21 protein-coding genes and 1 riboswitch are annotated in these 22,219 nt (G+C 52.2%); of the genes, 7 read left to right on the top strand and 14 right to left on the bottom strand.

Features of this window, described 5'->3' with window-relative positions; all coding sequences use genetic code 11:
* Positions 1-17: 17 nt before the first annotated feature.
* Positions 18-2,633, bottom strand: coding sequence for a phosphoenolpyruvate carboxylase (gene ppc / locus ACGHTT_RS00960; protein WP_390592951.1), 2,616 nt, complete (start codon positions 2,631-2,633; stop codon positions 18-20).
* A 208-nt stretch (positions 2,634-2,841) separates the two neighbouring features.
* Between ppc and mnmH the strand changes: the two genes are divergently transcribed.
* The 7 genes from mnmH (at position 2,842) to ACGHTT_RS00925 (ending at position 10,495) form a co-directional block, all read left to right on the top strand.
* Positions 2,842-3,975, top strand: coding sequence for a tRNA 2-selenouridine(34) synthase MnmH (mnmH, locus tag ACGHTT_RS00955; protein WP_390592950.1), 1,134 nt, complete (start codon positions 2,842-2,844; stop codon positions 3,973-3,975).
* Between the two features lie 28 nt (positions 3,976-4,003).
* Positions 4,004-4,873, top strand: coding sequence for a putative selenate ABC transporter substrate-binding protein (locus tag ACGHTT_RS00950; RefSeq protein WP_390592949.1), 870 nt, complete (start codon positions 4,004-4,006; stop codon positions 4,871-4,873).
* Between the two features lie 4 nt (positions 4,874-4,877).
* The gene (locus ACGHTT_RS00945) at positions 4,878-5,546 is read left to right on the top strand and encodes an ATP-binding cassette domain-containing protein (protein ID WP_390592948.1); all 669 of its coding nucleotides are present in this window, start codon (positions 4,878-4,880) and stop codon (positions 5,544-5,546) included.
* Positions 5,547-5,551: 5 nt separating this feature from the next.
* Positions 5,552-7,033 carry a PhnE/PtxC family ABC transporter permease gene (locus ACGHTT_RS00940; protein WP_390592947.1) on the top strand — a complete coding sequence of 494 codons (1,482 nt, stop codon included), beginning with the start codon at positions 5,552-5,554 and terminating at the stop codon, positions 7,031-7,033.
* Between the two features lie 282 nt (positions 7,034-7,315).
* On the top strand, positions 7,316-7,570 hold the full coding sequence (locus ACGHTT_RS00935) for a hypothetical protein (protein WP_390592946.1): 255 nt from the start codon (positions 7,316-7,318) through the stop codon (positions 7,568-7,570).
* A gap of 52 nt (positions 7,571-7,622) precedes the next feature.
* Positions 7,623-9,866, top strand: a complete 2,244-nt coding sequence (selD, locus tag ACGHTT_RS00930) for a selenide, water dikinase SelD (RefSeq protein WP_390592944.1) — start codon at positions 7,623-7,625, stop codon at positions 9,864-9,866.
* Positions 9,867-9,979: 113 nt separating this feature from the next.
* Positions 9,980-10,495: a hypothetical protein gene (locus tag ACGHTT_RS00925; protein WP_390592943.1), complete on the top strand. Its 516-nt coding sequence runs from the start codon at positions 9,980-9,982 to the stop codon at positions 10,493-10,495.
* A 99-nt stretch (positions 10,496-10,594) separates the two neighbouring features.
* On the opposite strand, the gene ACGHTT_RS00920 is transcribed toward ACGHTT_RS00925, so the two are convergent.
* From ACGHTT_RS00920 to thiD, 13 genes are all read right to left on the bottom strand, one after another.
* Positions 10,595-10,957: a DUF2750 domain-containing protein gene (locus ACGHTT_RS00920; RefSeq protein WP_390592941.1), complete on the bottom strand. Its 363-nt coding sequence runs from the start codon at positions 10,955-10,957 to the stop codon at positions 10,595-10,597.
* Between the two features lie 85 nt (positions 10,958-11,042).
* Complete coding sequence (locus tag ACGHTT_RS00915) at positions 11,043-11,762, bottom strand: M48 family metallopeptidase (RefSeq protein ID WP_390592940.1); 720 nt, start codon at positions 11,760-11,762, stop codon at positions 11,043-11,045.
* On the bottom strand, positions 11,759-12,196 hold the full coding sequence (locus ACGHTT_RS00910; RefSeq protein WP_390592939.1) for a hotdog fold thioesterase: 438 nt from the start codon (positions 12,194-12,196) through the stop codon (positions 11,759-11,761). Before ACGHTT_RS00910 ends, ACGHTT_RS00915 begins: the two co-directional genes overlap by 4 nt.
* Positions 12,197-12,844: an MBL fold metallo-hydrolase gene (locus tag ACGHTT_RS00905; RefSeq protein ID WP_390592937.1), complete on the bottom strand. Its 648-nt coding sequence runs from the start codon at positions 12,842-12,844 to the stop codon at positions 12,197-12,199.
* A gap of 49 nt (positions 12,845-12,893) precedes the next feature.
* Positions 12,894-13,484, bottom strand: coding sequence for a DUF4136 domain-containing protein (locus ACGHTT_RS00900; protein WP_390592936.1), 591 nt, complete (start codon positions 13,482-13,484; stop codon positions 12,894-12,896).
* A 22-nt stretch (positions 13,485-13,506) separates the two neighbouring features.
* Positions 13,507-15,393: a DNA topoisomerase IV subunit B gene (gene parE, locus ACGHTT_RS00895; RefSeq protein WP_390592935.1), complete on the bottom strand. Its 1,887-nt coding sequence runs from the start codon at positions 15,391-15,393 to the stop codon at positions 13,507-13,509.
* Between the two features lie 115 nt (positions 15,394-15,508).
* Positions 15,509-16,597, bottom strand: a complete 1,089-nt coding sequence (locus ACGHTT_RS00890; protein ID WP_390592934.1) for a phospholipase A — start codon at positions 16,595-16,597, stop codon at positions 15,509-15,511.
* Positions 16,598-16,615: 18 nt separating this feature from the next.
* On the bottom strand, positions 16,616-17,188 hold the full coding sequence (locus ACGHTT_RS00885; protein WP_390592933.1) for a YqiA/YcfP family alpha/beta fold hydrolase: 573 nt from the start codon (positions 17,186-17,188) through the stop codon (positions 16,616-16,618).
* Positions 17,188-18,000, bottom strand: a complete 813-nt coding sequence (gene cpdA / locus ACGHTT_RS00880) for a 3',5'-cyclic-AMP phosphodiesterase (protein WP_390592932.1) — start codon at positions 17,998-18,000, stop codon at positions 17,188-17,190. Before cpdA ends, ACGHTT_RS00885 begins: the two co-directional genes overlap by 1 nt.
* Positions 18,001-18,038: 38 nt before the next feature.
* Complete coding sequence (locus ACGHTT_RS00875) at positions 18,039-18,509, bottom strand: DUF1249 domain-containing protein (protein ID WP_390592931.1); 471 nt, start codon at positions 18,507-18,509, stop codon at positions 18,039-18,041.
* Positions 18,510-18,583: 74 nt separating this feature from the next.
* Entirely contained in the window at positions 18,584-19,201 is a 618-nt protein-coding gene (locus ACGHTT_RS00870) for an NUDIX domain-containing protein (protein ID WP_390592930.1), read from the bottom strand.
* Between the two features lie 78 nt (positions 19,202-19,279).
* A complete protein-coding gene (thiC, locus tag ACGHTT_RS00865; protein ID WP_390592929.1) occupies positions 19,280-21,184 on the bottom strand; it encodes a phosphomethylpyrimidine synthase ThiC in 1,905 nt (634 codons plus the stop codon).
* Between the two features lie 13 nt (positions 21,185-21,197).
* Entirely contained in the window at positions 21,198-22,040 is an 843-nt protein-coding gene (thiD, locus tag ACGHTT_RS00860) for a bifunctional hydroxymethylpyrimidine kinase/phosphomethylpyrimidine kinase (RefSeq protein WP_390592928.1), read from the bottom strand.
* Between the two features lie 54 nt (positions 22,041-22,094).
* Positions 22,095-22,192, bottom strand: a riboswitch (TPP riboswitch).
* Positions 22,193-22,219 lie beyond the last annotated feature (27 nt).

Genomic DNA, 22,219 nt, shown 5'->3' with positions numbered 1-22,219 from the left:
ACAGCAGCTAAAATCGATTAACCGGTGTTGCGCATACCTGCCGCAATACCAGTCATAGATACCATGAGTGCTCTGTTGCAGTCACTGACTTGATTTTCATCGTGACTGGCGCGTACCCGCGCGAGCAATTCGATTTGCAGCAAATGCAAGGGCACCAAATAACTCTGGCGCACATCCAGCGATTGCTGACCCCAAGCATCGTTTTCAAGTAACGACGACTGACCCAAAAATTTGAGCAGCGTGCTGATGTCCGTGGTTAACAAATTGCGCAAATCTTCACCCATGCCGATCAGTTCTTTTTCAACTAACTTGGCATCGTAGAGCGCAGAGATTTTTGCATTGGATTTACTGTAAACCATTTCCATCATCGCTAGGCGCGAGCGAAAGAAAGGCCAGTGCTGCTGCATATCTTTCAGCAGTGGCTCGGCGTTGTTCTGCAATGCATCTTCCAAGGCAGTGCCGAAACCTAGCCAGCTTGGCAGCATAAGGCGGTTTTGGGTCCAGGCGAAAATCCACGGAATGGCACGCAAAGATTCGATACCGCCGGACGATTTACGCTTGGCCGGACGGCTACCCAACGGCAGCTGCGCCAGTTCTTGTTCGGGCGTGCCCTGGCGGAAATAGCGAACAAAGTCTGGCTGTTCGCGCACATAACTGCGGTAGGTTTTGCAGGCTTTTTCCGACATGCTGTCCATTAAGTCGCGCCATGCTGGTTTTGGCTCTGGTGGCGGCGCCAACAAGGCTTCGAGAATGGCACTGGCATAGAGCGATAAGCTACGCACGGCGAGTTTCGGCATACCGAATTTGTAACGAATGGTTTCGCCTTGCTCGGTGACACGCAAACCGCCAGTCACCGAACCCGGTGGCTGCGATAAAATGGCGCCGTGCGCCGGGCCGCCGCCACGGCCGATAGCACCGCCGCGACCATGGAACAAGGTGAGTTTTAAATCTTCGCGTTGATGTAATTTAATCAACGCATCTTGAGCTCGATATTGCGCCCACGAGGCCGCCAATACGCCGGCGTCCTTAGCCGAATCTGAGTAGCCAATCATCACGTACTGATGACCTTTGGTGCGCTCCTTATAACCGGGCATAGCCAGCAAGTCGGTCATCACTTGCTCGGCATTGTCCAAGTCATCAAGTGTTTCGAACAGCGGCGCTACTGGCAATGGCGTAGATACGCCACAGGCCTTTTGCAACAACTGCACTAACAGTACATCGGACGGCTGACTCGCCATGGAGATAATATAGATACCCATCATTTCGATCGGCGTTTGTGCGATAACAGAAACCGTTTCTAACACTTCGGCTACATCGGCACTGGGGGCCCAGTCAGCAGGAATGAGCGGCCGCCGATTTTCCAGTTCAGCGCGCAAAAATTGTTGCCGTTCGGTTTCGCTCCACTGTAGGTAATCACCCAGCCCCAATACCTGGGTTAATTCAGCGAGTACGTCGTTATGGCGCTCTGAGTGCTGGCGAATATCTAAGCGAATTAAACCGACACCAAAACATTGAATGCGGCGAATCACGTCGAGCAAGTTACCGCGGGCGATGCTGGCGAGGTTGCACTCCATCAAACTGTGGTAGCACAAATGTAGTGGTGCCAATAATTCTTGTGCGCTTTCCAATAAGTGTTGGCGCGTATCGGCTGGTGCTCCTGTGCGCGCTTGCGCTTCCATTTGCTCGCGGGTCAGGGCTAATAATTTACGCAGCGGGCGAATTAATTCGCGATAGGGTTGCTCTGAGTTTTTGTGTTCTTCAGGCAGCGCTGCAATCAAGCCAGGGCTGGCTTCCATCATGGATAATTCCATGGACAGCTGCTCTAAATCTTTACCGTAGAGTTCCGCCGCTTTTGCACGCGACATAGCAATCACTTCGCGCGTGAGCTTTGCCGTCACAAAGGGGTTGCCGTCTCTATCGCCGCCCATCCAAGAGCTCATGCGCACTGGCGCAGTAGCCAAAGGTAATGGTTCGCCAGTAATGGTTTGCGCGTGCTGATCGAGTTGGCGCATGAATAATGGCAGCGCAGTCCAGAGTGAATCTTCAATCACCGCCAAACCCCAAGAGGCTTCATCTACCGGGGTGGGGCGAATGCGGCGAATTGAGTTGGTGTGCCAATCTTGCGCCATCAATTCTTGAATGCGGCCGTTATCGGCATCGGCACCACGGCGCAACTGGGCTTCAATTTCACGGTATTTATGAATCAGGGTGCGACGCGTCACTTCGGTTGGGTGCGCGGTGAGCACAAGGTCGATATGCAAGTTTGCCATGGCTTTGGCGAAATCTTGTTTCTGCCAGCGCTTGGCATCGAACTGTGCTTGTAAACCGGCGAAAGGGTCAGGCCTGTCAATTAAGCTCTGTGCCTCATCAGACACGGTGTAAATTTGTTCAGCAATGTTGGCCATATTGAGAAACTGGCTAAACGCGCGAGCGATGGTTAGCAAGGTTTCATCGTCGCCTTCGGAAATTTTTCCCATCAAAGACAGCAGCGCTTTTTGATCGCCGCCGTCGATAGCCTTGCCCTGCAAGCGGATAGATTCTATGAGCGCTAAACACTCGGGGCCTTTGTCTTCAGCAATGGTTTGCCCCAATAGGGTACCCAGTGCCTTTACCTGATTGCGCAGCGCGCTCATGATTTACTCCTGCGAGCCTTGCGACTCATTCCTGTGAAAATGACGCTCTCTAGCGGAGCTTGTATCGGGTTTACACGTCTCGCCCGTGTAACCTGCCCTTTTTTTTGGGCGAGCGCATTGTACCAGCGCCGCCGCGTTTTCGCAGTGTGCTGGTGCTTGGCGGCGCGATTAAGTAAACTCAGCCGCCTAAAAACCGCCGACAATTGCTATGAAGCGCCCAAATACCGACGATTATCGCCGTCTATTCCTCGAGGATGTGCCCTTGATGGATGTGCGTGCGCCGGTAGAATTCACCCGCGGCGCCTTTCCTCGCTCGGTCAATATCCCGCTACTCGACGATAGCCAGCGCGCCGACGTGGGCACCCGCTATAAAGAGCAGGGCCAAGATGCAGCGATAGCGTTGGGCTGGCAAATTGCGACGCCAGAGATCAAAGCCGCACGGCAATCGGCTTGGCTGGCACATGCACAAGCTCACCCGAGCGGCTTTCTCTACTGTTTTCGCGGCGGCCTGCGCTCGCGACTCTCGCAGCAACTGCTTAAGGAAGCTGGATTAGATTACCCACTGGTGGTGGGTGGCTACAAAGCCATGCGCCGCTTCCTGATCGACGAATTAGAAACAAACACGGCTGTCGCACCGCTGGTATTAATCAGCGGCCGCACCGGCAGCGGCAAAACCGTCTTACTCTCGAAGTTGCAGCGCCAGATCGATTTAGAGGCGCTGGCAAATCATCGCGGTAGCGCCTTTGGGCGCCAAGTGGATGATCAGCCGAGCCAAATTGATTTTGAAAACCAAGTCAGCATCGCGTTAATGAAATTGCTGCACTGGAATCCCAAACAGGCCGTATTCGTTGAAGATGAAGGCAAATTAATTGGCCGCGTGTCGCTGCCCTTAAACCTGAAAGCGCGCATGCAGCAATCGCCTTTGGCAATACTGGAAACGCCGATTGAGACGCGTATCGATATAGCGCTGGTCGATTACGTAACTGAAGCCTGGCCAAAGTATCTGGCATTTTTTGACCAGGACGCCAGTCTCGCCGAGCAGGCTTTTCGCGCTCAGGTGTTAGATAATTTATCGCGTATTCGCAAGCGTCTTGGCGGCGATAAATTCGACCTATTGTTTAGCCAATTTAGCTCAGCCCTCGAACAATTTTTCCGCACCGGCAACACCGAGGGTTTCAGGCCCGGCATTGAGACGTTGCTGGTGGATTATTACGACCCCATGTACGACTACCAAAAAAGTTTGCGCCAAGGCCGGGAAATTTTCCGCGGCCCCGCCGACGAATGCATCGAGTGGGCCAACGAATTTATCAAACTAGAGAATCACCCGTTACTGAACAACTAACCTTTACACCCAACTAAGGAGAACTACCGTGCGGTTATTGACTGCTTTAGCAGCGCTGCTCGTTTCTCTTGGCCTCTCCGCTGCCGAGAAAACTCAGCCTGTTTTTACCTTTACTGCTATTCCCGATCAAAACGAAAGCCAGCTCATCGAACGCTTTGGTGAAATGGCAAAATACCTCAGTGCCGAATTAGGTGTAGAGGTTAAATACGTTCCCGTTAAAAGTTACCCAGCGGCCATTACGGCGTTTCGCAATAATCAAGTGCAATTGGCTTGGTTTGGCGGCCTATCTGGCGTTCAAGCCCGAGCCTTAGTGCCCGGCTCTGTCGCTGTTGCTCAAGGTTATGAAGATCAATTTTTCAAAACCTATTTCATTGCCCATAAAAGCGCAGGCTTAAGCCCCGCTGAAACATTGAGCCCAGCACTAAAAGGTAAAACCTTTACCTTCGGCTCCAAAGGTTCGACCTCGGGCCGCTTAATGCCGGAATTCTATTTACGCGAAGCGTTTTCTGCGGCGCCGGAGGCTGTTTTTTCCCGCGTCGGTTTTAGTGGCGATCACTCGCGCACCTTAGCGCTGGTGCAATCGGGCGCTTACCAAGTGGGCGCGTTGAATTATACCGTTTGGGATCAAGCACTGGCCAATGGCGACATCGACACGCAGCAAGTCCAGGTTATTTGGACCACCCCCACCTATCCAGACTACCAATGGAGCTTGCGCGGCGACGTTGATGCGCAGTATGGCGCTGGCTTTAGCGCTAAGCTGACGCAAGCGCTGTTAACATTAAGCGATGAAAAACTGTTAGGCAGTTTCCCGCGCACCAAGTTTGTGCCAACCAATAACGATGTTTATCAACCCATTGAAGCCACCGCGAAAGCGCTCGATTTAATGAACGACTGGTAACACAGTGAGCGTTTTTTTCGAGTGCCAGGGTGCCAAGCTGCACTATGGCAATAGCGCCGCGCCGTTAACGGTGCTCGAGGATATTTCCTTGAGTATTCGTCAGGGCGAGCGCGTTGCGCTGCTGGGCAAGAGCGGCAGCGGCAAAAGCACCTTGCTCGGCCACATGCGCGAGCAGCTTATTAGCCAGTGCGCATGGTGCCCACAGCAACCCGCCTTAGTGCAACAGCTCAGCCTGTTCCACAACATCTATACCGGCGGTTTAACACGCCACAGCCATCTAGCTAATTTGCGCAATCTTTTTTTCCCCAGTGCGGCGGTGCAGCAAGAGATAGGCGCCATTGCCGAGCAGTTACAATTGCAACAACAGCTGTGGAAAAAAGCCGGCGAATTATCGGGCGGGCAACAACAGCGGGTTGGCATTGGTCGCGCGCTGTATCAACGCCGGCGCGCATTACTCGCCGACGAACCTGTGTCTGCACTCGATGCCGAGCAAGGACGGTTGCTATTAACGTCATTTTTGGCCCAGCATGACACCAGTGTTATTGCCTTGCATCACGTCGAGCTGGCGCTTAGCTTGTGCGATCGCGTGATAGGCCTAGCGGATGGAAAAATTGTGATTGATGCAGCCAGTAAATCTTTGCAGCTGCACGATTTAACGCAACTTTATCAATAAATACGATGACCGCGCCCTCTGCTCGCAGCTTACGACAGGTCAGTTTATATTTCGCGCTGATTGCGTTGGTGTGCTTAGCGTTTGCCGATCTCGATATCGCCCATGTTAATCCTTGGCATGAAATTGGCGCTATGGCGCAGGGTTTTATCAGCCCGAGCATTCAACACTGGCCAAGCTTTCTGCAAGCGCTACTCAACACCCTCGCCTTCGCCGTGCAGGCTATCTCCCTGGCGGCGCTACTGGGTTTCGCGCTCGCGCTTTGGTACCGAAACAAAGCCATCCGGCTCTTTGCTGCGCTGCTGCGGTCTATTCACGAGGTTTTTTGGGCGCTACTGTTCATCCAAATTTTCGGTTTAACTTCGCTCGCTGGTCTACTGGCTTTGGTGTTGCCTTATACCGGTACACTGGCAAAAATTTACGGCGAACAACTCGAAGAGATTGACCCACGGCCAGCGCTCGCCTGCGCCACAACAAAGCAGCAAAGTTTCAGTCATTTTTTATTCACCAAGCTGCCCTTAGTGTGGGCGCCCATGCGCCACTACACCAGCTATCGCTTGGAGTGCGCATTGCGCTCATCCATTGTGCTGGGCTTTATCGGGCTGCCCACCTTGGGCTTTTTGCTGGAAACGGCGCTGCGCGAAGGTAACTATAGCCACGCCAGCGGGCTCATTTACGCACTGATCGCCCTGGTGGTTAGCCTGCGCTTTTGGTTAAAACCGCTCATACTTTTATTCGCTATTCCGGTGTTGTTTTATCTGGTGCCCATAGAAGCGCATTGGGATTTACGCTTGGCGCAACAGTTCATCAGCGACCTAGTGCCAACCCCTTGGCGCTACGATCTATCGCCTGAGCAATCCCTGCAATGGTGGTTGAAAATTTCCACTCAACAAATTTTGCCGGGATTATTTAACACCGTATTGCTAGCGCAAGTTGTCTTGGTACTGACGGGTATATTGAGCTTACTTTGGCTGCCGCTAAATTCACCCCTGTTTCTGCAGCCAGTGCTGCGCCGACTTGGCGATGCCTGGTTAATTTTGCTGCGTACTCTACCCGAATATTTGTTGAATTTTTTAGGCTTGCTGTTGCTAGGCCCCTCGATGCTACCGGCCATACTGGCTATGAGCTTGCACAACGGCGCGATCATTGCGCATTTACTCGGCCAACACAGCGCCGGTTTACCGGCTGCCAGCTTCGAGACTAATGCCTTCAGCCGCTTTTGCTTTTACGTAATTCCATCGCTCTACCGCTCCTTTCTCGCCTACCTGCTGTACCGCTGGGAGATCATCATTCGGGAAACCGCAATGCTCGGTATTTTGGGCATTCCAACCCTCGGGTTTTACATCGACTCCGCGTTCGAATCTTTGCGTTTTGACGTGGCGTGGATTCTCATCGCTGTATCGAGCCTTTTGACCCTCGGCGCGGACCACTTCGCGCATAAACTTAGATGCTATCTAGCGTTAAAAACCACACCCGAATCCAACGAATAACCCTATAAATCGTTATTTTTGTACATTTATCCAGCAAAACTGTTGCTTTTTACACTGACTCGGGAGTCCCAATTGCAGTTCTTTTTACAGCGGTGTTAGTATCGGTTCCGTGTTGTATTACATATAAAAGAAGCGTTTTTAGAGCTAAATCATCTAAATACGCCAGCTTGGCGAGCGGAGGCTTGCCGGCCATAAAAATAGCAACCGCACACTCAACTTAGCCTAGCAAGGGTAAAAACCGCCATGCCGCTCTCCCAGCAAATTCAGAACCATGCAGGGGATATGGAAGTTCACATAGCAACCAGACAGGAGTCTACCTTTCCGCACCTTAGCCGCTTGTGCACGGATTTTAATTTTCAGGTGATGCAATCACCGGCTGAAGGATGCGACAGCTTTCGCCTGACCATTCAAGAACAAAACCAAGAGCGCCAAATTACACCGGCATTCAGCCAGCTTGAGCTGTTGGAAAGCCATGTGTGCAGCCACCTAGTGGATATTTTGCACAACTATGTGTTCGACGCGCCGGCAGCCCACTGATTCCTTGCTTTAACAGCAGCTGCCACCGCCCAGTGGCGCTATAATCGGCGCCATGAATAACACACCCATTGTGCAAGACCTTGTGCTCCTCGGCGGCGGCCACGCCCACGCCCTGCTGATTCGCCTCTGGCACATGAAGCCAACCGCCGGCATTCGCCTGACCTTGGTGTCGCCGGCGGTATACACACCCTACTCAGGTATGTTGCCTGGCCTGATGGCCGGCCACTACCGTTTCGAACAAGCCCATATTGATTTAGATCGGCTCTGTAGCACCGCTGGTGTGCGGTTTATTCGCGCCGCCTGTACTGGCCTCGATCTCAGCGCCAAAAAAATTCTCTTCGCCAACCGCCCAGCGCTTGAGTTCGACCTGCTATCCATCAACACCGGCGCCTCACCCAGCCTCAGCGTACCTGGCAGCGCGCAGTTCACCCTCCCGGTTAAGCCCATTAGCGCTTTATACCCGCGCTGGTTAACACTGCTTGAACGCTTGCGCGCCACCCCTGCCATGTCCATTGCGGTGGTCGGCGGCGGTGCCGCAGCGGTGGAGATTTGCGCGGCATTGCGGGCCCGAGCACCAAATGCTCGGCTGGCCTTGTTTTTCCCTGAGCAACAACCGCTGCAAGGCTACAGCAGCGGCTTTCGCGCCAAGGTAGAGCGGCAACTGGCGCGCTTAAAAGTCGATATATTTCCTGATCACGCTATCGCTCGGGTGGAACCCAACCTGCTCATCGACCAGCGCGATAAAGCGCACCCTGCCGACGAAATTTTTTGGTGCACCAACGCCCATGCGGCGCCTTGGTTTGCCGATAGCGGCTTAGCACTCGATCGACAGGGCTTTATTGAGGTGAATGAACACCTGCAGTCCAGCAGCCACAGCGACGTGTTTGTCGCCGGCGATGCCGCTGCACTCATGGGCCAACCGCGACCCAAAGCTGGGGTCTTCGCGGTGCGGCAAGCATCGGTGCTATTTGACAACCTGATGGCGACGTTGCTCAAGCAACCCCTGCGCGCCTATCGCGCCCAAACCAGCTTTTTAAGCATCTTGTCGCTCGGCGACGGCACTGCTATGGCGACTCGCGCCAATGGCATGATGCCAACGCTCAGCGGGCGCTGGGTTTGGCGCTGGAAAGACCGTATAGATCGCAGCTTTATGGCCCTGTTTAGCGGCCTCGAACCTCGTCTCGAACCCATGTCTGGCGCGCCCCAGACGTCGCTCGCACCGGCGCTATTGAGCCAAATGGGAAGCGAAACTACACCGGCGATGAGCCAGTTGGCCATGCGCTGCGGTGGCTGCGGCGCCAAGGTGGGTGCCGACATTTTGTCAAAGGTGGTGGCTGAACTTGACACCGTGAAGCGACCCGAGGTGGTGATCGGGCTCGACGATCCAGACGACGCCGCCGCGATCCGCTTTAATGCCGACACCACGTTGGTGCAAAGCGTCGATCAATTTCGCGCCATCATCGACGACCCGTTTTTACAGGGCCAAATCGCAGCGCTGCACGCGCTCAGTGACTTACACGCTATGCACGCCTCACCACACAGCGCCCAAGCACTGGTCACACTGCCGTTCGCGCGCGATGCTATCACTGCGCGCGATCTTGCCCAACTGATGGCCGGCGCGCTCAAGGTACTCAACCATGAGAACTGCCAGCTCACCGGTGGCCATACCAGCGAAGGCTTGGAGACCAGTATTGGCTTTGCCGTTAACGGCATCGCCAGCACGCGTCTGCTGACCAAGGCGGGGCTTGAGGTGGGCGACCACCTGATCCTAACCCAACCCTTGGGCACAGGTGCCTTGTTTGCCGCCCGAGCGCGCGGCTTTAGTCAGGGCCCGTGGATTGAGCAGGCGCTCTTTTTTATGGCGCAATCAAACCGCGCGGCGGCGGATATTTTGCACGCCAAGGGCGCACATGCCTGCACCGATGTCACTGGCTTCGGCCTGGCCGGCCATTTAATGGAGATGCTGAAGGCGTCGTATCTATCCGCGCGCCTAACACTAGAGGCGATACCGGTACTCGATGGCGCCCTCGCCTGTATCAGCGAGGGCATTACCAGTAGCCTGCAACCGCACAACTTGCGTATGCAAGCCGGCATAGATGCGACCGTGCAACAGCTCGCCGAATCGCGCATACAGCTGTTATTCGATCCACAAACCTCGGGTGGATTGCTCGCTGGGCTGCCTGCCCATCAAGCCGCCGACGCGCTAGAAGCCTTAAACCATGCGGGCTACCGAGCCAGTATTATCGGCAAAGTGACACCCGCGGCTAAACATCTGATCCGTTTTAAAGAACCTTAAGCGGTGCCTTAGTAGCCACACAGCTAAGAATTGACGCTCGACTAACAGGAACTTCGGCAGGGCTTTGCGCTCTAATTCTTATCTGAGATACGGGTATTTATGAGGTTATCAACGTGCATTGCGGCGGTAGATTATTAGCCTTCTCGATCCTGCAGTTTTTGTTTTTTGGTCCTTTGAACGCGGCCGCACAAGAGCTGCGCAACGCACCCGACTGGTTATTGGTTGAGCAAAGCGGGCAGACGATTTCCTTTTATAAAGACAGCCAAGATCAGGCCAGTCTGCTGTTCTTTTGGACTCCTGCCTGCGATCAATCCTGCAACGCCGAAGTCGCCCAGCTCTACCAACAAGCCCAGCAACTGCAAGTGAAAATGTATTTACTTAAAACTACGCCGATATGGCGACAGCCTCCCTTAGGCGAACTGCCCGACGAATTACAGCAACTGAACAATGCCTTGTCTGTGTCGCGCCACTACGGCGTCAACACACAATCAAAAGTAATTTTAGTTAATCAGCACAAGCAGATCGTCTTGGGCAAACCTGTTAAGCCAGATTTAACACGCGAAGAGTTTGAGCAATTGTTCGAAGAAATACAAAAGACGTTAACCACTGAGACGTCACAATCGCCCTAGCGACACGTCATGCCGATGGAAAGATTGTAGGGGTGATTAAGCAGATCGAAAACGTGGACCGAAACAGGCACAGCGTTGCGCCTGCCGTATCAGAAAAACTTAGCTCAGTTCTTCGTCGAGATCTTCCAGTAAATCGAGAGGTTCCTCTTCAGCGCCTTCCAAGTCTTCATTCCAGTTAACGCCGACGATAATAATATCCTCGTGCATTCCGGGCAGCCAATCATCTAAGAACTCTTCGAGATCTATCGGCACCGGCTTGTAAACCGCCCACTCATCTACGCACACAGCCTCGGCCAAGGCTTGGCTAGACCAAAAAGGCATGACGTCGGTATCTTCATGACGCAACGACGGGCAGACCGCGAAGCCATCTTCACCCTCTAACCCCCAAACGATGCCATTTTCGGCAACTTCCGCAATAAAGCGGTCGTAATTTTCATCAAAATCATCGCTCAAATCGGTCATCAGTCCTGCCCATAAACTAAAAAATTGTACGCGCCGCTACTATAACTGATGCCCGCAGCAACGGCACCACTATTCCAGTGCAGAATCAAATAACCAAGCGGTGGCCGTGGCGTTTGAGCCAGCGCCTAGAGGCTACATAGTCCGGGCACAACACCTCAACCTGCTGCCAAAATTCGCGACTGTGATTCATATGCACTAGGTGACTGACTTCGTGTGCCACCAAGTATTCCACCACCGGTGCCGGCGCTAAGAGTATGAGCCAGTTGTATTGTAGATCCCCGGCTCGACTGCAATGCCCCCACTTGGAACGGGTAAGCTTGACCTTAACACTGGCTACTCGCTCGCCGATCTGTTCGGCGTAGCGGCGGCTTAAGGCCTCGAGATGCGCTAACGCCTGTGCCATATACCACTGGCATAACAATTCGCGCACTCTTTCCGGTGCAGGTTTTCGGCCTCTAGCGGAAAGACTAACCAAGAGCTGATCAGCGTTCTGCTCAACACGGTTCGCGCGCGCGTTTTGCACGACCGTTAAGGTTAACTGTTGTCCCAGCAACGCGAAGCTATCGCCATTGCCGTAGTGATGATCTGGCCGCTCTTCTGAGCGCTGTTGTTGCAGCGCTAGTTTTTCCAGCAGCCAATGCCGGCGCCCCTGCAATAAGCGCATGACCTCGGCGCGGCTCACAGAGCTCGGTTTCAATACGCGCACGCCATCTGGCCCAACCTTGATACCAATACTTCGGCGCCGACTTGAGCTGCTGATCTGCAAGCGCTCTAATACCGCATCGGGCAAGGCCAGTGAACTCATGACTTAGCGTGTGCGACAACGGCCATGGTCAAGCGCGAAATACAGCTCAGGCGACCCCTTTCGTCACACAGCTCGATCTCCCACACCTGCGACGTACGACCTAGGTAACGCATGCGCGCCGTTGCCGTCACCAAACCACCGCGCACGCCGCGCAAATGATTGGCGTTCACCTCTTGCCCGACACAAAAATATTTCTGTGTGTCCACAGCCATGTTGGCAGCCATTGAACCCAGGGTTTCGGCCAAGACCACATTGACGCCGCCGTGTACTAGCCCCATGGGCTGCACGGTGCGCTCGTTAACCGGCATAGTGCCGCGAATATAATCAGCACCGACTTCTGTCACTTCGATGCCCAAAAATTCCGCCGCGGTATTGCGATTGAGTTCGTTTAACTGCGCGGGCGTTGCCGCACTTTTCCAAATTGGCTCGTTCATTTATCCAAACCTGTGATCGGCTACAAAGGGGTTGGTTTTTCGCTCGTGGCCAAAGGTCGACATAGGACCATGGCCGGGTACAAATTGCACCTCATCACCCAAAGGCCAGAGCTGCTGGCGAATGGCCGTTACCAAGGTATCATAATCGCCGCGCGGAAAATCAGTGCGCCCGATAGAGCCGGCGAATAACACATCGCCAACAAAGGCTAACTTGCGCCCAGCGTGATAAAACACCACGTGACCCGGCGTGTGCCCGGGGCAAAACCGAACCTCGAGTACTTCCTTGCCCACGCTGACTTGATCTTTGCCTTCTAACCAGCGATCCGGCTCAAAATTTTGCACCAACGGAAAATTCATCATCTGGCACTGCATGGGCAATTGATTGATCCAAAAGGCATCTTCCTTATGCGGCCCTTCAACCGGCAATTGCAACTCTTGCACCAGCTGCGCGGTGCCACCCACGTGATCTAAATGCCCATGGGTTAACAGGATTTTTTCCAGCTCAACGCCGGCATCTGCCACCGCGCGCTTTAATAAATGCACGTCGCCACCGGGATCGATTAGCGCGGCTTTATTTGACTGATCGCACCACACCAACGAACAGTTCTGCTGGAACGGAGTGACGGGAATAATTCGATATTGCAACATAAAAAATACTCATTAAAAAAGGCCGTTAGGCCTTTTCACAATCGCACAATTACTTTTTCGCCGCGGCCTCCGGTACCGGAGGATAGGTTTCTAAAATCGTATCTACGGCATAGTTAATGGCATCAATGCGTTCTTGTTGGGTTTTAAGGTTGCTGATTTTTGCGCTTAACTGGCCGCGCCAAACTGCCTCGTTGATCGAGGGATCAATCATATCAATGATTAATGTGCCCTCGGTATAATCCCTGACGCGCACATCGGTAGTGCCCATACCCATGCCCATTCCGCGACCCCAGCCGCAATTCCAGCAGTGATTCACACCCACATTGTAGGTTTGGATATCTTGTTTATCTTTTGTGGTGACGTGGTAGCTCACCAAGGTATCGGCTTTAGAGCGATCTTTTTCAAAAGCGATTCCCTGCGCTGCCATTTTTTTCTCAATCGCATTTTCGATGCGATTGCGGGTGATATCATCCGTTAAGGGCGTCATTGTTCTGAGTTTTTCGCGATCGATAAAGCTGTAGGTTTTGACTTTGGTGAAATCAAACTTTTCATCCCAATCGGTTTCCGCACTGGGCAGATAGGTACAGGCCGACAATGCAGCAAGCATGACGCCTGTAAAAAATAATTTTATTAGTTTCATATGTTTCTCCATGAAATATGACTTAGGCAATATCTGCCAGGTTACCTTTATCCTCTAACCACTGTTTACGATCACTGGCGCGTTTCTTCGCCAGCATCATGTCCATGATTTGTAGTGTGTCGTCATCGCCATCGATAAACAGTTGCACTAGGCGTCGAGTATCCGGCGCCATCGTGGTTTCGCGCAACTGCAGCGGGTTCATTTCACCCAAGCCTTTGAAGCGCTGAACATTGGGCTTACCCTTTTTATTTTCCGCGACAAGTCGGTCTAAAATACCCTGCTTTTCTGCATCGTCTAGGGCATAAAACACTTCTTTACCTAGGTCGATACGATACAAGGGCGGCATGGCAACAAAAATATGACCGGCCCGAACCAAGGCGGGAAAGTGCCGCAGAAATAATGCGCACAGAAGCGTTGCAATGTGCAGACCATCGGAATCGGCATCCGCTAGGATACAAATTTTGTGATAGCGCAACCCGCTGATGTCATCATTCGCCGGCTCAACGCCGAGCGCAACCGCAATGTTATCAACTTCTTGGCTGGCTAAAATTTCTGTGGAATCCACTTCCCACGTATTTAAGATTTTTCCCCGTAGCGGCATGATCGCCTGAAACTCGCGATCTCTCGCTTGCTTAGCAGAGCCGCCCGCCGAGTCACCTTCCACGAGAAATAATTCACCGCGCTCTGGCTCACCGCTCGAACAATCAGCTAGCTTTCCAGGCAGCGCCGGGCCCTGAGTAATGCGTTTGCGCGCCACTTTTTTGCTGGAGCGCACGCGTTTTTGTGCGTTCGTGATGCACACCTCGGCCAGCCGATCACCTTCTTCCGTGTGCTGATTGAGCCACAAGCTAAAACTGTCTTTGGCTACGCCGGCAACAAAGGCTGCCGCCTCGCGCGACGATAAACGCTCTTTGGTTTGGCCGGAGAATTGCGGGTCTGCATGCTTGTAAGACAAGACAAAGCAGCAAGCGCTCCAAATATCTTCTGGCGCCAACTTCACCCCGCGTGGGAGTAAATTTCTGAATTCACAAAACTCGCGCATGGCTTCCAACAAGCCAGTGCGCAAACCGTTAACGTGCGTGCCGCCTTGTGCGGTTGGAATCAAATTTACATAACTTTCCTGTATGGCTTCGCCGCCCTCAGGTAACCATTGCACGGCCCAATCACAGGCTTCGGTGGTGCCACTGAAGGTACCCACAAAAGGCGTCGCTGGTAGCGTCTCCCAGCCTTGGGTAGCCGCGTTTAAATAATCAGAAAGACCGTCTTCATAAAACCATTCATCGGTTTCGCCCGACTGCTCATCTTTGAAGGTCACTTTTAAACCGGGGCACAGCACCGCCTTTGCCCGCAGCACGTGACGCAGCCGCGTCACGGAAAATTTGGCGGAATCAAAATAGCTGGGGTTGGGCATGAAATGCACACTGGTGCCGGTGTTGCGCTTACCACAGGTATCGATCACTTCCAGATCGTGGGTTTTTTCGCCATTGCTAAATTTAATTTGGTAAACCTGGCCATCGCGACGAATAGTGACGACCAGCAAATCGGAAAGCGCATTGACGACGGAAATACCCACGCCGTGCAAGCCGCCGGAAAATTGATAGTTTTTATTAGAAAATTTTCCACCCGCGTGCAAGGTGGACAAAATAACTTCTACACCCGGCTTCTTCTGCTCTGGGTGCATGTCTACCGGCATACCACGGCCATCATCAACAATGGTGATTGACTGATTTTTATGCAGCGTTACATCGATTTGCCGAGCGTGGCCGGCAAGGGCCTCATCCACGGAGTTATCGATAACTTCCTGCGCGAGGTGATTTGGGCGGGTAGTTTCGGTGTACATACCCGGGCGTTTTTTAACGGGATCTAAGCCTGTTAAAACTTCAATATCTTGGGCGTTATAGTTAGACATCTGCCATTGTGCTTTGTGTGATGATGAAAGGTTTGTTGGGCTCCACTATACCCCAGTTTCTAGCCGAGTGTTTAGCCGTCTGCCCTGAAAAACCGAGCACTGTCGCTAGATCCGGCTAGATGAAGTCATTGAGTAAAACCCCAAATCCAATCCTTTTACTGCGGTGGTTATAGTCAATCAAGCTTTCGCCATAGCCATCATAGTACTGGATATAGCCTTTGAATCTGTCTGCCACCGGGAAGGTCCACTCAAGCTGTACCCCCATGCGTGGATCTCGGCGTCGGAAATTACCCTTAATGGTGGTTGAAAACAGGTTGCTACCCCACTTGTAGGCGATGGCTAGATCGCCGTAGCCCAAGTAGTCGTCAATATCGCGGTTGTCGTCTTTTTCTTCTGCTTCCGGAATGCGCCACCAGACTCGCGGCACGATAATCAGGTTGCCGCGATCAAACACTGCTTGCCCTAGGAGTCGATTCCAACTGCGGGAAAAGTCCCCTGACCGACCGTTGGACTCGTGGTTATAGCCGAAGCTCCAAACCCGCATATTGAAACCTAGTGCGGCGAGATCCGTGTCCCAACGCAACATCAACTCGGGTTCGTAATTGGTTTCACGAAACGGTGCCGATTCGTCGGCATAGAGCTGCCACCAAGATTGCTGGGTGTAAGCAGCCCAAAGATTACCTCCCAATACGCCCCGGGCAACGAGGGCTTTAAAGGATAATTGAAATTTGACTTCAACATTGTTGATGTCTTGCTCGGGATGATCGAGATTCCAAATTTCCGTATTGGGCGCGTCGTTGTACGAAGCAACAAGCACATAATTTCTGCGGTATGACGATATTTCGAAGGGGTTGTCTAAGGCTTTTTCTTCCGCAATCAAACGTTGAGCCACCACACTCTCTTGGCCCAATGTTAATTCTGCTCGCGCTTGTGACTGTTGTAATTGCTCTATTTTTTCACAGCTAGCGCGCAATTCGCCGACTGGCAACTCGGCACCCGCGGTTTGCATTTTGCTCATTAAGCAATCTTGATATTCTTTGCTTTTTCTCGTGTTCGCGTTGGTTACCGCTAGACTTTCGGCAGATTCGGCATGGGCGCTAGCGTCAGTCTCCACCAGCGCCGTCGACGATTCAGCAACAGCTCCTGCGCAAAAACCAAGGCTCAGCGTCGGCAATAGAATAAGTGGCGCTAATTTATAGATCATGAAAAAGGCCTTAGTTGTCTAATCAAAAAGAAAAGCAATAGCGCGCTCGAAATGGCGGTCAAAACGCTGAAACGCGTGGTCGCCACCCTGTTCAATAGTTTGCTGGCAGTTTGCGTATTTTTTCTCCGCCAGTCGATAGTCCAGCACTTCATCACCAGTTTGGGCAAATAACCAATAGTTACTGAACCGCTCAATAACGGGGGTATCAACCTCGTGCAATTGCGCTAAATGTTCATCGCGCAGTTCATAACACTCTTGGCTATGGAAGTTTTGAATAGGCTTGCCAATATAGGCTGGGAACATCGCCATGGGATTTACCGATGGATTGATAAGTACGGCACGCAGATCAAATTGCTCGGCCAACCACGTGGCCCAAAACCCACCCAGTGATGAGCCCATCAAACCCACGGGTGCGGTCGCTGCTGCCAATGCCGACAATAAGTGCTGTTTCGCTTCATCAGGGTAAGGTGATAGCGCGGGGCAGAGGTAGTTGATATCAGGGCGGTGGCGTTGCAGCCAAGTCTTAACTTGTACGGCCTTGTGAGATTGAGGCGAGCTCAAAAAACCGTGGATATACAACAGCGTCGGCATTAGTAACCCGTAGAGTTAAAATCTATCGGATACTCTTTGTGCTCAATGCGTTTAACGCCGGTCTTAAAGCTGCCGTCTGCGTGCAATTCAAACCAGCGCAAACCAGGCATGGCGCGATCAAGGGCAAAATCATCGCTATTGGGCAGGAACTGAATACACGTGGAAGGGCTGGCTAACATGCGAATATGGCCGCGTTTTTTATCGTAGGCTTGGTGCACGTGGCCCCAGATAACCGCCTTTACCCGAGGGCTGGCATCGACTAAGGCCAAAAATGCCTGATGGGATTTAACCGTGTATTGATCAATCCAGGCACTGCCCACTGCCTGAGGCTGGTGGTGTAGAAAAACTAAAGCGGGCTTATCGGAAGCGGCCAACGTCTGGGCGAGAAAATCTAATTCAGCTTGGGTAAAATCGCCGTATTCATGGCCGGGCACGTAAGAATTCAGGAGAATGAGTTGCCAGGGGCCGGCGTCGATAATTTTTGGGCTCACACCCGAGGCCACCGAAGCATCCATGGCACTGGGCAAATCGTGGTTACCGGGAATCCAGGCGTGGGGAAGCTTGATGTAGCTATCGACCAATTGTTGATAGCGTGCATAGGAGCCCACATGACCATGGCTTGAGACATCGCCGGTATTAATAATCATGTCTGCGGGTTCGGTGGCCACAAGCTTCAGCACGTCGTGCAAACTTAAATCGGTATTCAAGCCTAACAGCTCTTCGCCGGGGTACTCGCCAAGATGGCAATCGGTGATCTGCAGCAGGCGCAGTGGCCTACCTTTTGGAAATGCTATGTGATCTGGGAAGTCCATGCCGGTGAACCAGTCCTATTTGGTCATATGCAACCGGCTTAGCCGGTAAGCTTCAAGTTAACTGCGTTGGCCTTACCTTGCGCCAAACAGTGGCTCAACCATTCGCCGAGAAAGCGATTTAACTGCGCTTTCTCGTCACATTGATACATCTTGTTATTGGGGTAACTGTAGCGACCGAGTTTTACTCTATGTCGCTCCCACGCAATCACCTCGGCCATGTTTGCATCATGGTAGAGCCGAACTTGCAGGGCAGGGAAACGCGTCCACTCGCAGTCGCCTTGATGGCGGGATATTAACACGCTGGTTGTAAATCTGGCACGCTCCTCAACACTGAGCGTTACCCGCCAGTCGCCATCTGGGCCCGAAATCCGAAAACTCCACTGGCTGGCACTGTCTAAATCCGGCATAAGACGCATCAATCGAACGTAGTTCAAATCGCCCAAGGCCTGCTGCTCCACCAAGTTAACCTGGTAGCGCCGACGCGTGCGAATGCTAGACCGTTCAATCATAAAACTAGCCAAACTGGGTAGATGGCCTAAGCATGGCACAGCTTTACTACAAACTCACGCCTTCACGCTGCTATCTATGACCGGCTCCGCAGTCTGGCGTGGTTAATCTGCAACCACTGCAAACAGATCAAGGTAGCGGCGTTGTTAAAACGGCTGGTATACATAGCGGTAAACACCGCCGCCGCCGGCGCTAGGTGCAGTCGAATGTCTTCATTTTCGTCGGCTAAGCCAAAAACACCTCCGGCCCCTGTTAAGTCACACACAGCACAATAAAGGTGCAAGCGCTCATCTGAACCGCCAGGGCTGGAGAGATACTGACAAATAGGTAGGAGTTCAACATCGTGCACACCCGCCTCCTCCTCTATCTCGCGCACGATCACCTGAGCAGGGCTTTCACCCGGCTCAGAAATACCGGCAACAACTTCTAAACACCAAGGGCCATAGGGTTCCTTTAACGCCCCGACCCTAAATTGTTCGATAAAACCAATCTGATCCGATGTCGGATCATACAAAATGGCGGCCACGGCTTCGCCGCGCACAAACAACTCGCGGTGAAACCAATGGCTCCAACCGCCACGAAATAATTTGTGCCGTAACTTCAGCCGCTCTAGGCGAAAAAAGCCCTTATAACCAACCTTGGTTTGCGCCACCTCTACATCCGTGACGGTAAACGGGCTCTCGGGTATCGACATAAAAAACTTCCTAGTGAAACAACGGGGTTAACTGCAGGTATGCGCAGTCGCGATTGTCACACAGCGATACCCAAGGCTCTAGACTTTGGCATAAAGTTTTGTGCCTTGGGCACGAAACTCTGCCGCTTTTGTGGCCATTTCTGCTTCCACATCCACCATGCGAATAACACTCTCCGGCGTCAGTTCAGCGCCCAGATTTGCAGCATACTCGCGCACTTCCTGGGTTATTTTCATAGAGCAAAACTTAGGCCCGCACATTGAGCAGAAATGCGCCACTTTGGCAGATTCTTTAGGCAGCGTTTCGTCGTGAAAACTGCGCGCTGTATCGGGATCCAAACCTAAATTGAATTGGTCTTGCCAACGGAATTCAAAGCGCGCTTTCGACAAAGCATTATCGCGCAATTGCGAGCCGGGATGCCCCTTTGCTAAATCCGCGGCATGAGCGGCAATTTTGTAGGTAATAATCCCAACTTTCACATCATCTTTATTGGGCAACCCTAAGTGCTCTTTCGGTGTGACATAACACAGCATGGCGCAGCCATACCAAGCGATCATCGCGGCGCCAATGCCTGAGGTTATATGATCATAGCCCGGGGCAATATCTGTGGTCAGCGGGCCTAATGTATAGAAAGGCGCCTCGCCACACTCGCGTAACTGTTTATCCATGTTTTCTTTGATCAAATGCATCGGCACATGGCCAGGCCCTTCAATCATGGTTTGTATGTCGTGCTTCCAGGCAATTTTGGTCAGTTCACCCAAGGTTTCGAGCTCGCCAAACTGTGCCGCATCATTGGCATCGGCCACCGATCCGGGCCTAAGCCCATCACCCAACGAAAACGAAACATCGTAGGCTTTCATGATTTCGCAAATATCTTCGAAGTGCGTGTACAAGAAGTTTTCTTTGTGATGCGCCAAACACCACTTGGCCATGATGGAACCACCACGGGATACGATACCGGTCACGCGCTTTGCCGTTAAAGGCACATAACGCAATAAGACGCCCGCGTGAATCGTAAAGTAATCCACACCCTGTTCGGCTTGTTCGATTAAGGTGTCTCGGAAAATTTCCCAGCTGAGATCTTCTGCCACACCATTAACTTTTTCCAAGGCCTGATAGATTGGCACTGTGCCAATAGGCACATGGGAATTGCGGATAATCCACTCTCTGGTCTCGTGGATATTTTTTCCTGTGGACAGATCCATTATCGTATCGGCGCCCCAACGGGTACCCCAAGTCAATTTCTCAACCTCCTCTTCAATGGAGGAACCCAGAGCTGAGTTACCGATATTGCCATTCACTTTAACCAAAAAATTGCGCCCAATAATCATCGGCTCTAATTCTGGGTGATTGATATTGGCAGGAATTATCGCGCGCCCTCTGGCCACTTCACTGCGCACAAATTCCGGGGTTATCTCATCTGGAATATTGGCGCCAAAGTCCATGCCTTGATGCTGCTGCTCCAACACCCCCAGCGCACGCGCTTGCTGTAAACTCATATTCTCGCGAATAGCGATGTATTCCATCTCCGCCGTCACTATACCCTGCTTGGCATAGTGCATTTGGGTCACATTTGCCCCGTTTAGTGCTCGGCGCGCTTTTCGCTTGTGGTTAAAACGCAAATTGTCTAGCGCTTCATCCTGTGCCCGTTGATTGGTAAAAGTTGAAGATTTTTCACGCAAAAATTCCGTATCCTGGCGGGCTTCAATCCAAGGTCGGCGCATTTCCGCCAAGCCCTTACGCACATCAATAGCAACATGACTATCCGTGTAAGGGCCTGATGTATCGTAAACCCGCACCGGGGGATTTTTTTCTACGCCAAATTCCATTGCCGTATCAGCCAGCGATATTTCTCGCATGGGCACTAAGATATCCGGCTGCGAACCCTGAACAAATATTTTCTTTGAGCCCGGAAAAGGTTTGATCGATGCGGCATCCACCTTAGCACTGTCACTTAACTTTTTTTCTACTGATAGGTCGGTCATGGGAAACTCCTTTTTAAATGATAGAGCGCGATAAGTTCAAACACTCAAGCGGGCCTGAACCCAACCCGTAATGTCTTTGCTGTGATTGTTGAAGCAGGGTATGTAGATATTGTTTAGCGCGAGAAATAGCTTCTGGTACGGGATAACCGAGTACCAACTGAGCTGCGATAGCGCTTGCTAATGTGCAGCCCGTACCGTGATTATTTCTGGTCGAAATTTTGGTATTCGAGAACCAAACAGGTGCTGCTCCAGTATCGGTACTCAGCAAGCAGTCGGCGGCTTGATCACCAACCAAATGGCCGCCTTTTAATAACACCGCCTTGGCACCGCGCTCGACAAATTGCAGCGTCTGCAAGGCCATCATTTGCGTTGATCTAGCCTCTGCGCATTCAAGTAAGAAAGCCGCCTCCATTAGATTAGGCGTAACCAGATCGACCAATCGGATCAATTTCCACAGCAAATCTGCATTGTTTACATCGAGTAAACTAAAACCCACACTGGCTCGCAGGGGAGTATCGAGCACAATAAATACGTTTGAGTTTTTACGTTTGTAATCTGAGAGCCGAGCGACGAGGTAGTGCAGGTTGTCCACACTGCCAACCATACCGATTTTAATGACGGCAACGTTGAAATCTTCGGTTACTGCATCAAATTGCTGCGCAAGCATTTGCACCGACACAGGTTCGCATGCGGTTATCCGCTGCGTATTTTGTGCTGTAATAGCCGTGAGTACGGTGGTGCAATATACCCCTAGCGCCGCACAGGTTTTAATATCAGCTTGAATACCTGCGCCCGCGCCACTATCGCTTCCCGCGATTGTCATGACGACAGGCTGCAAATTTTTGAGGGAGTCCATGAAGCGCATCTCAATAATAAGCAGCGGCTTCAAGAAGGAGACAATCAATAGACATACTGACTGAAATCTCGTTCCCTACGCCGGTACTAACCGGATCAGGTCAACGGGTATTTCTCAGCCACATATAAATATGAGCACCCCGCAAGATGTGCGAAGTCTAACAGGGGAAACGGAGTTTT

The sequence above is a fragment of the Simiduia litorea genome (assembly GCF_042853465.1).
Classification (GTDB): Bacteria; Pseudomonadota; Gammaproteobacteria; order Pseudomonadales; family Cellvibrionaceae; genus Simiduia; species Simiduia litorea.
The sequence above is the reverse complement of the archived record's forward strand: the minus strand, read 5'-3'. Positions and strand labels throughout refer to the sequence as shown.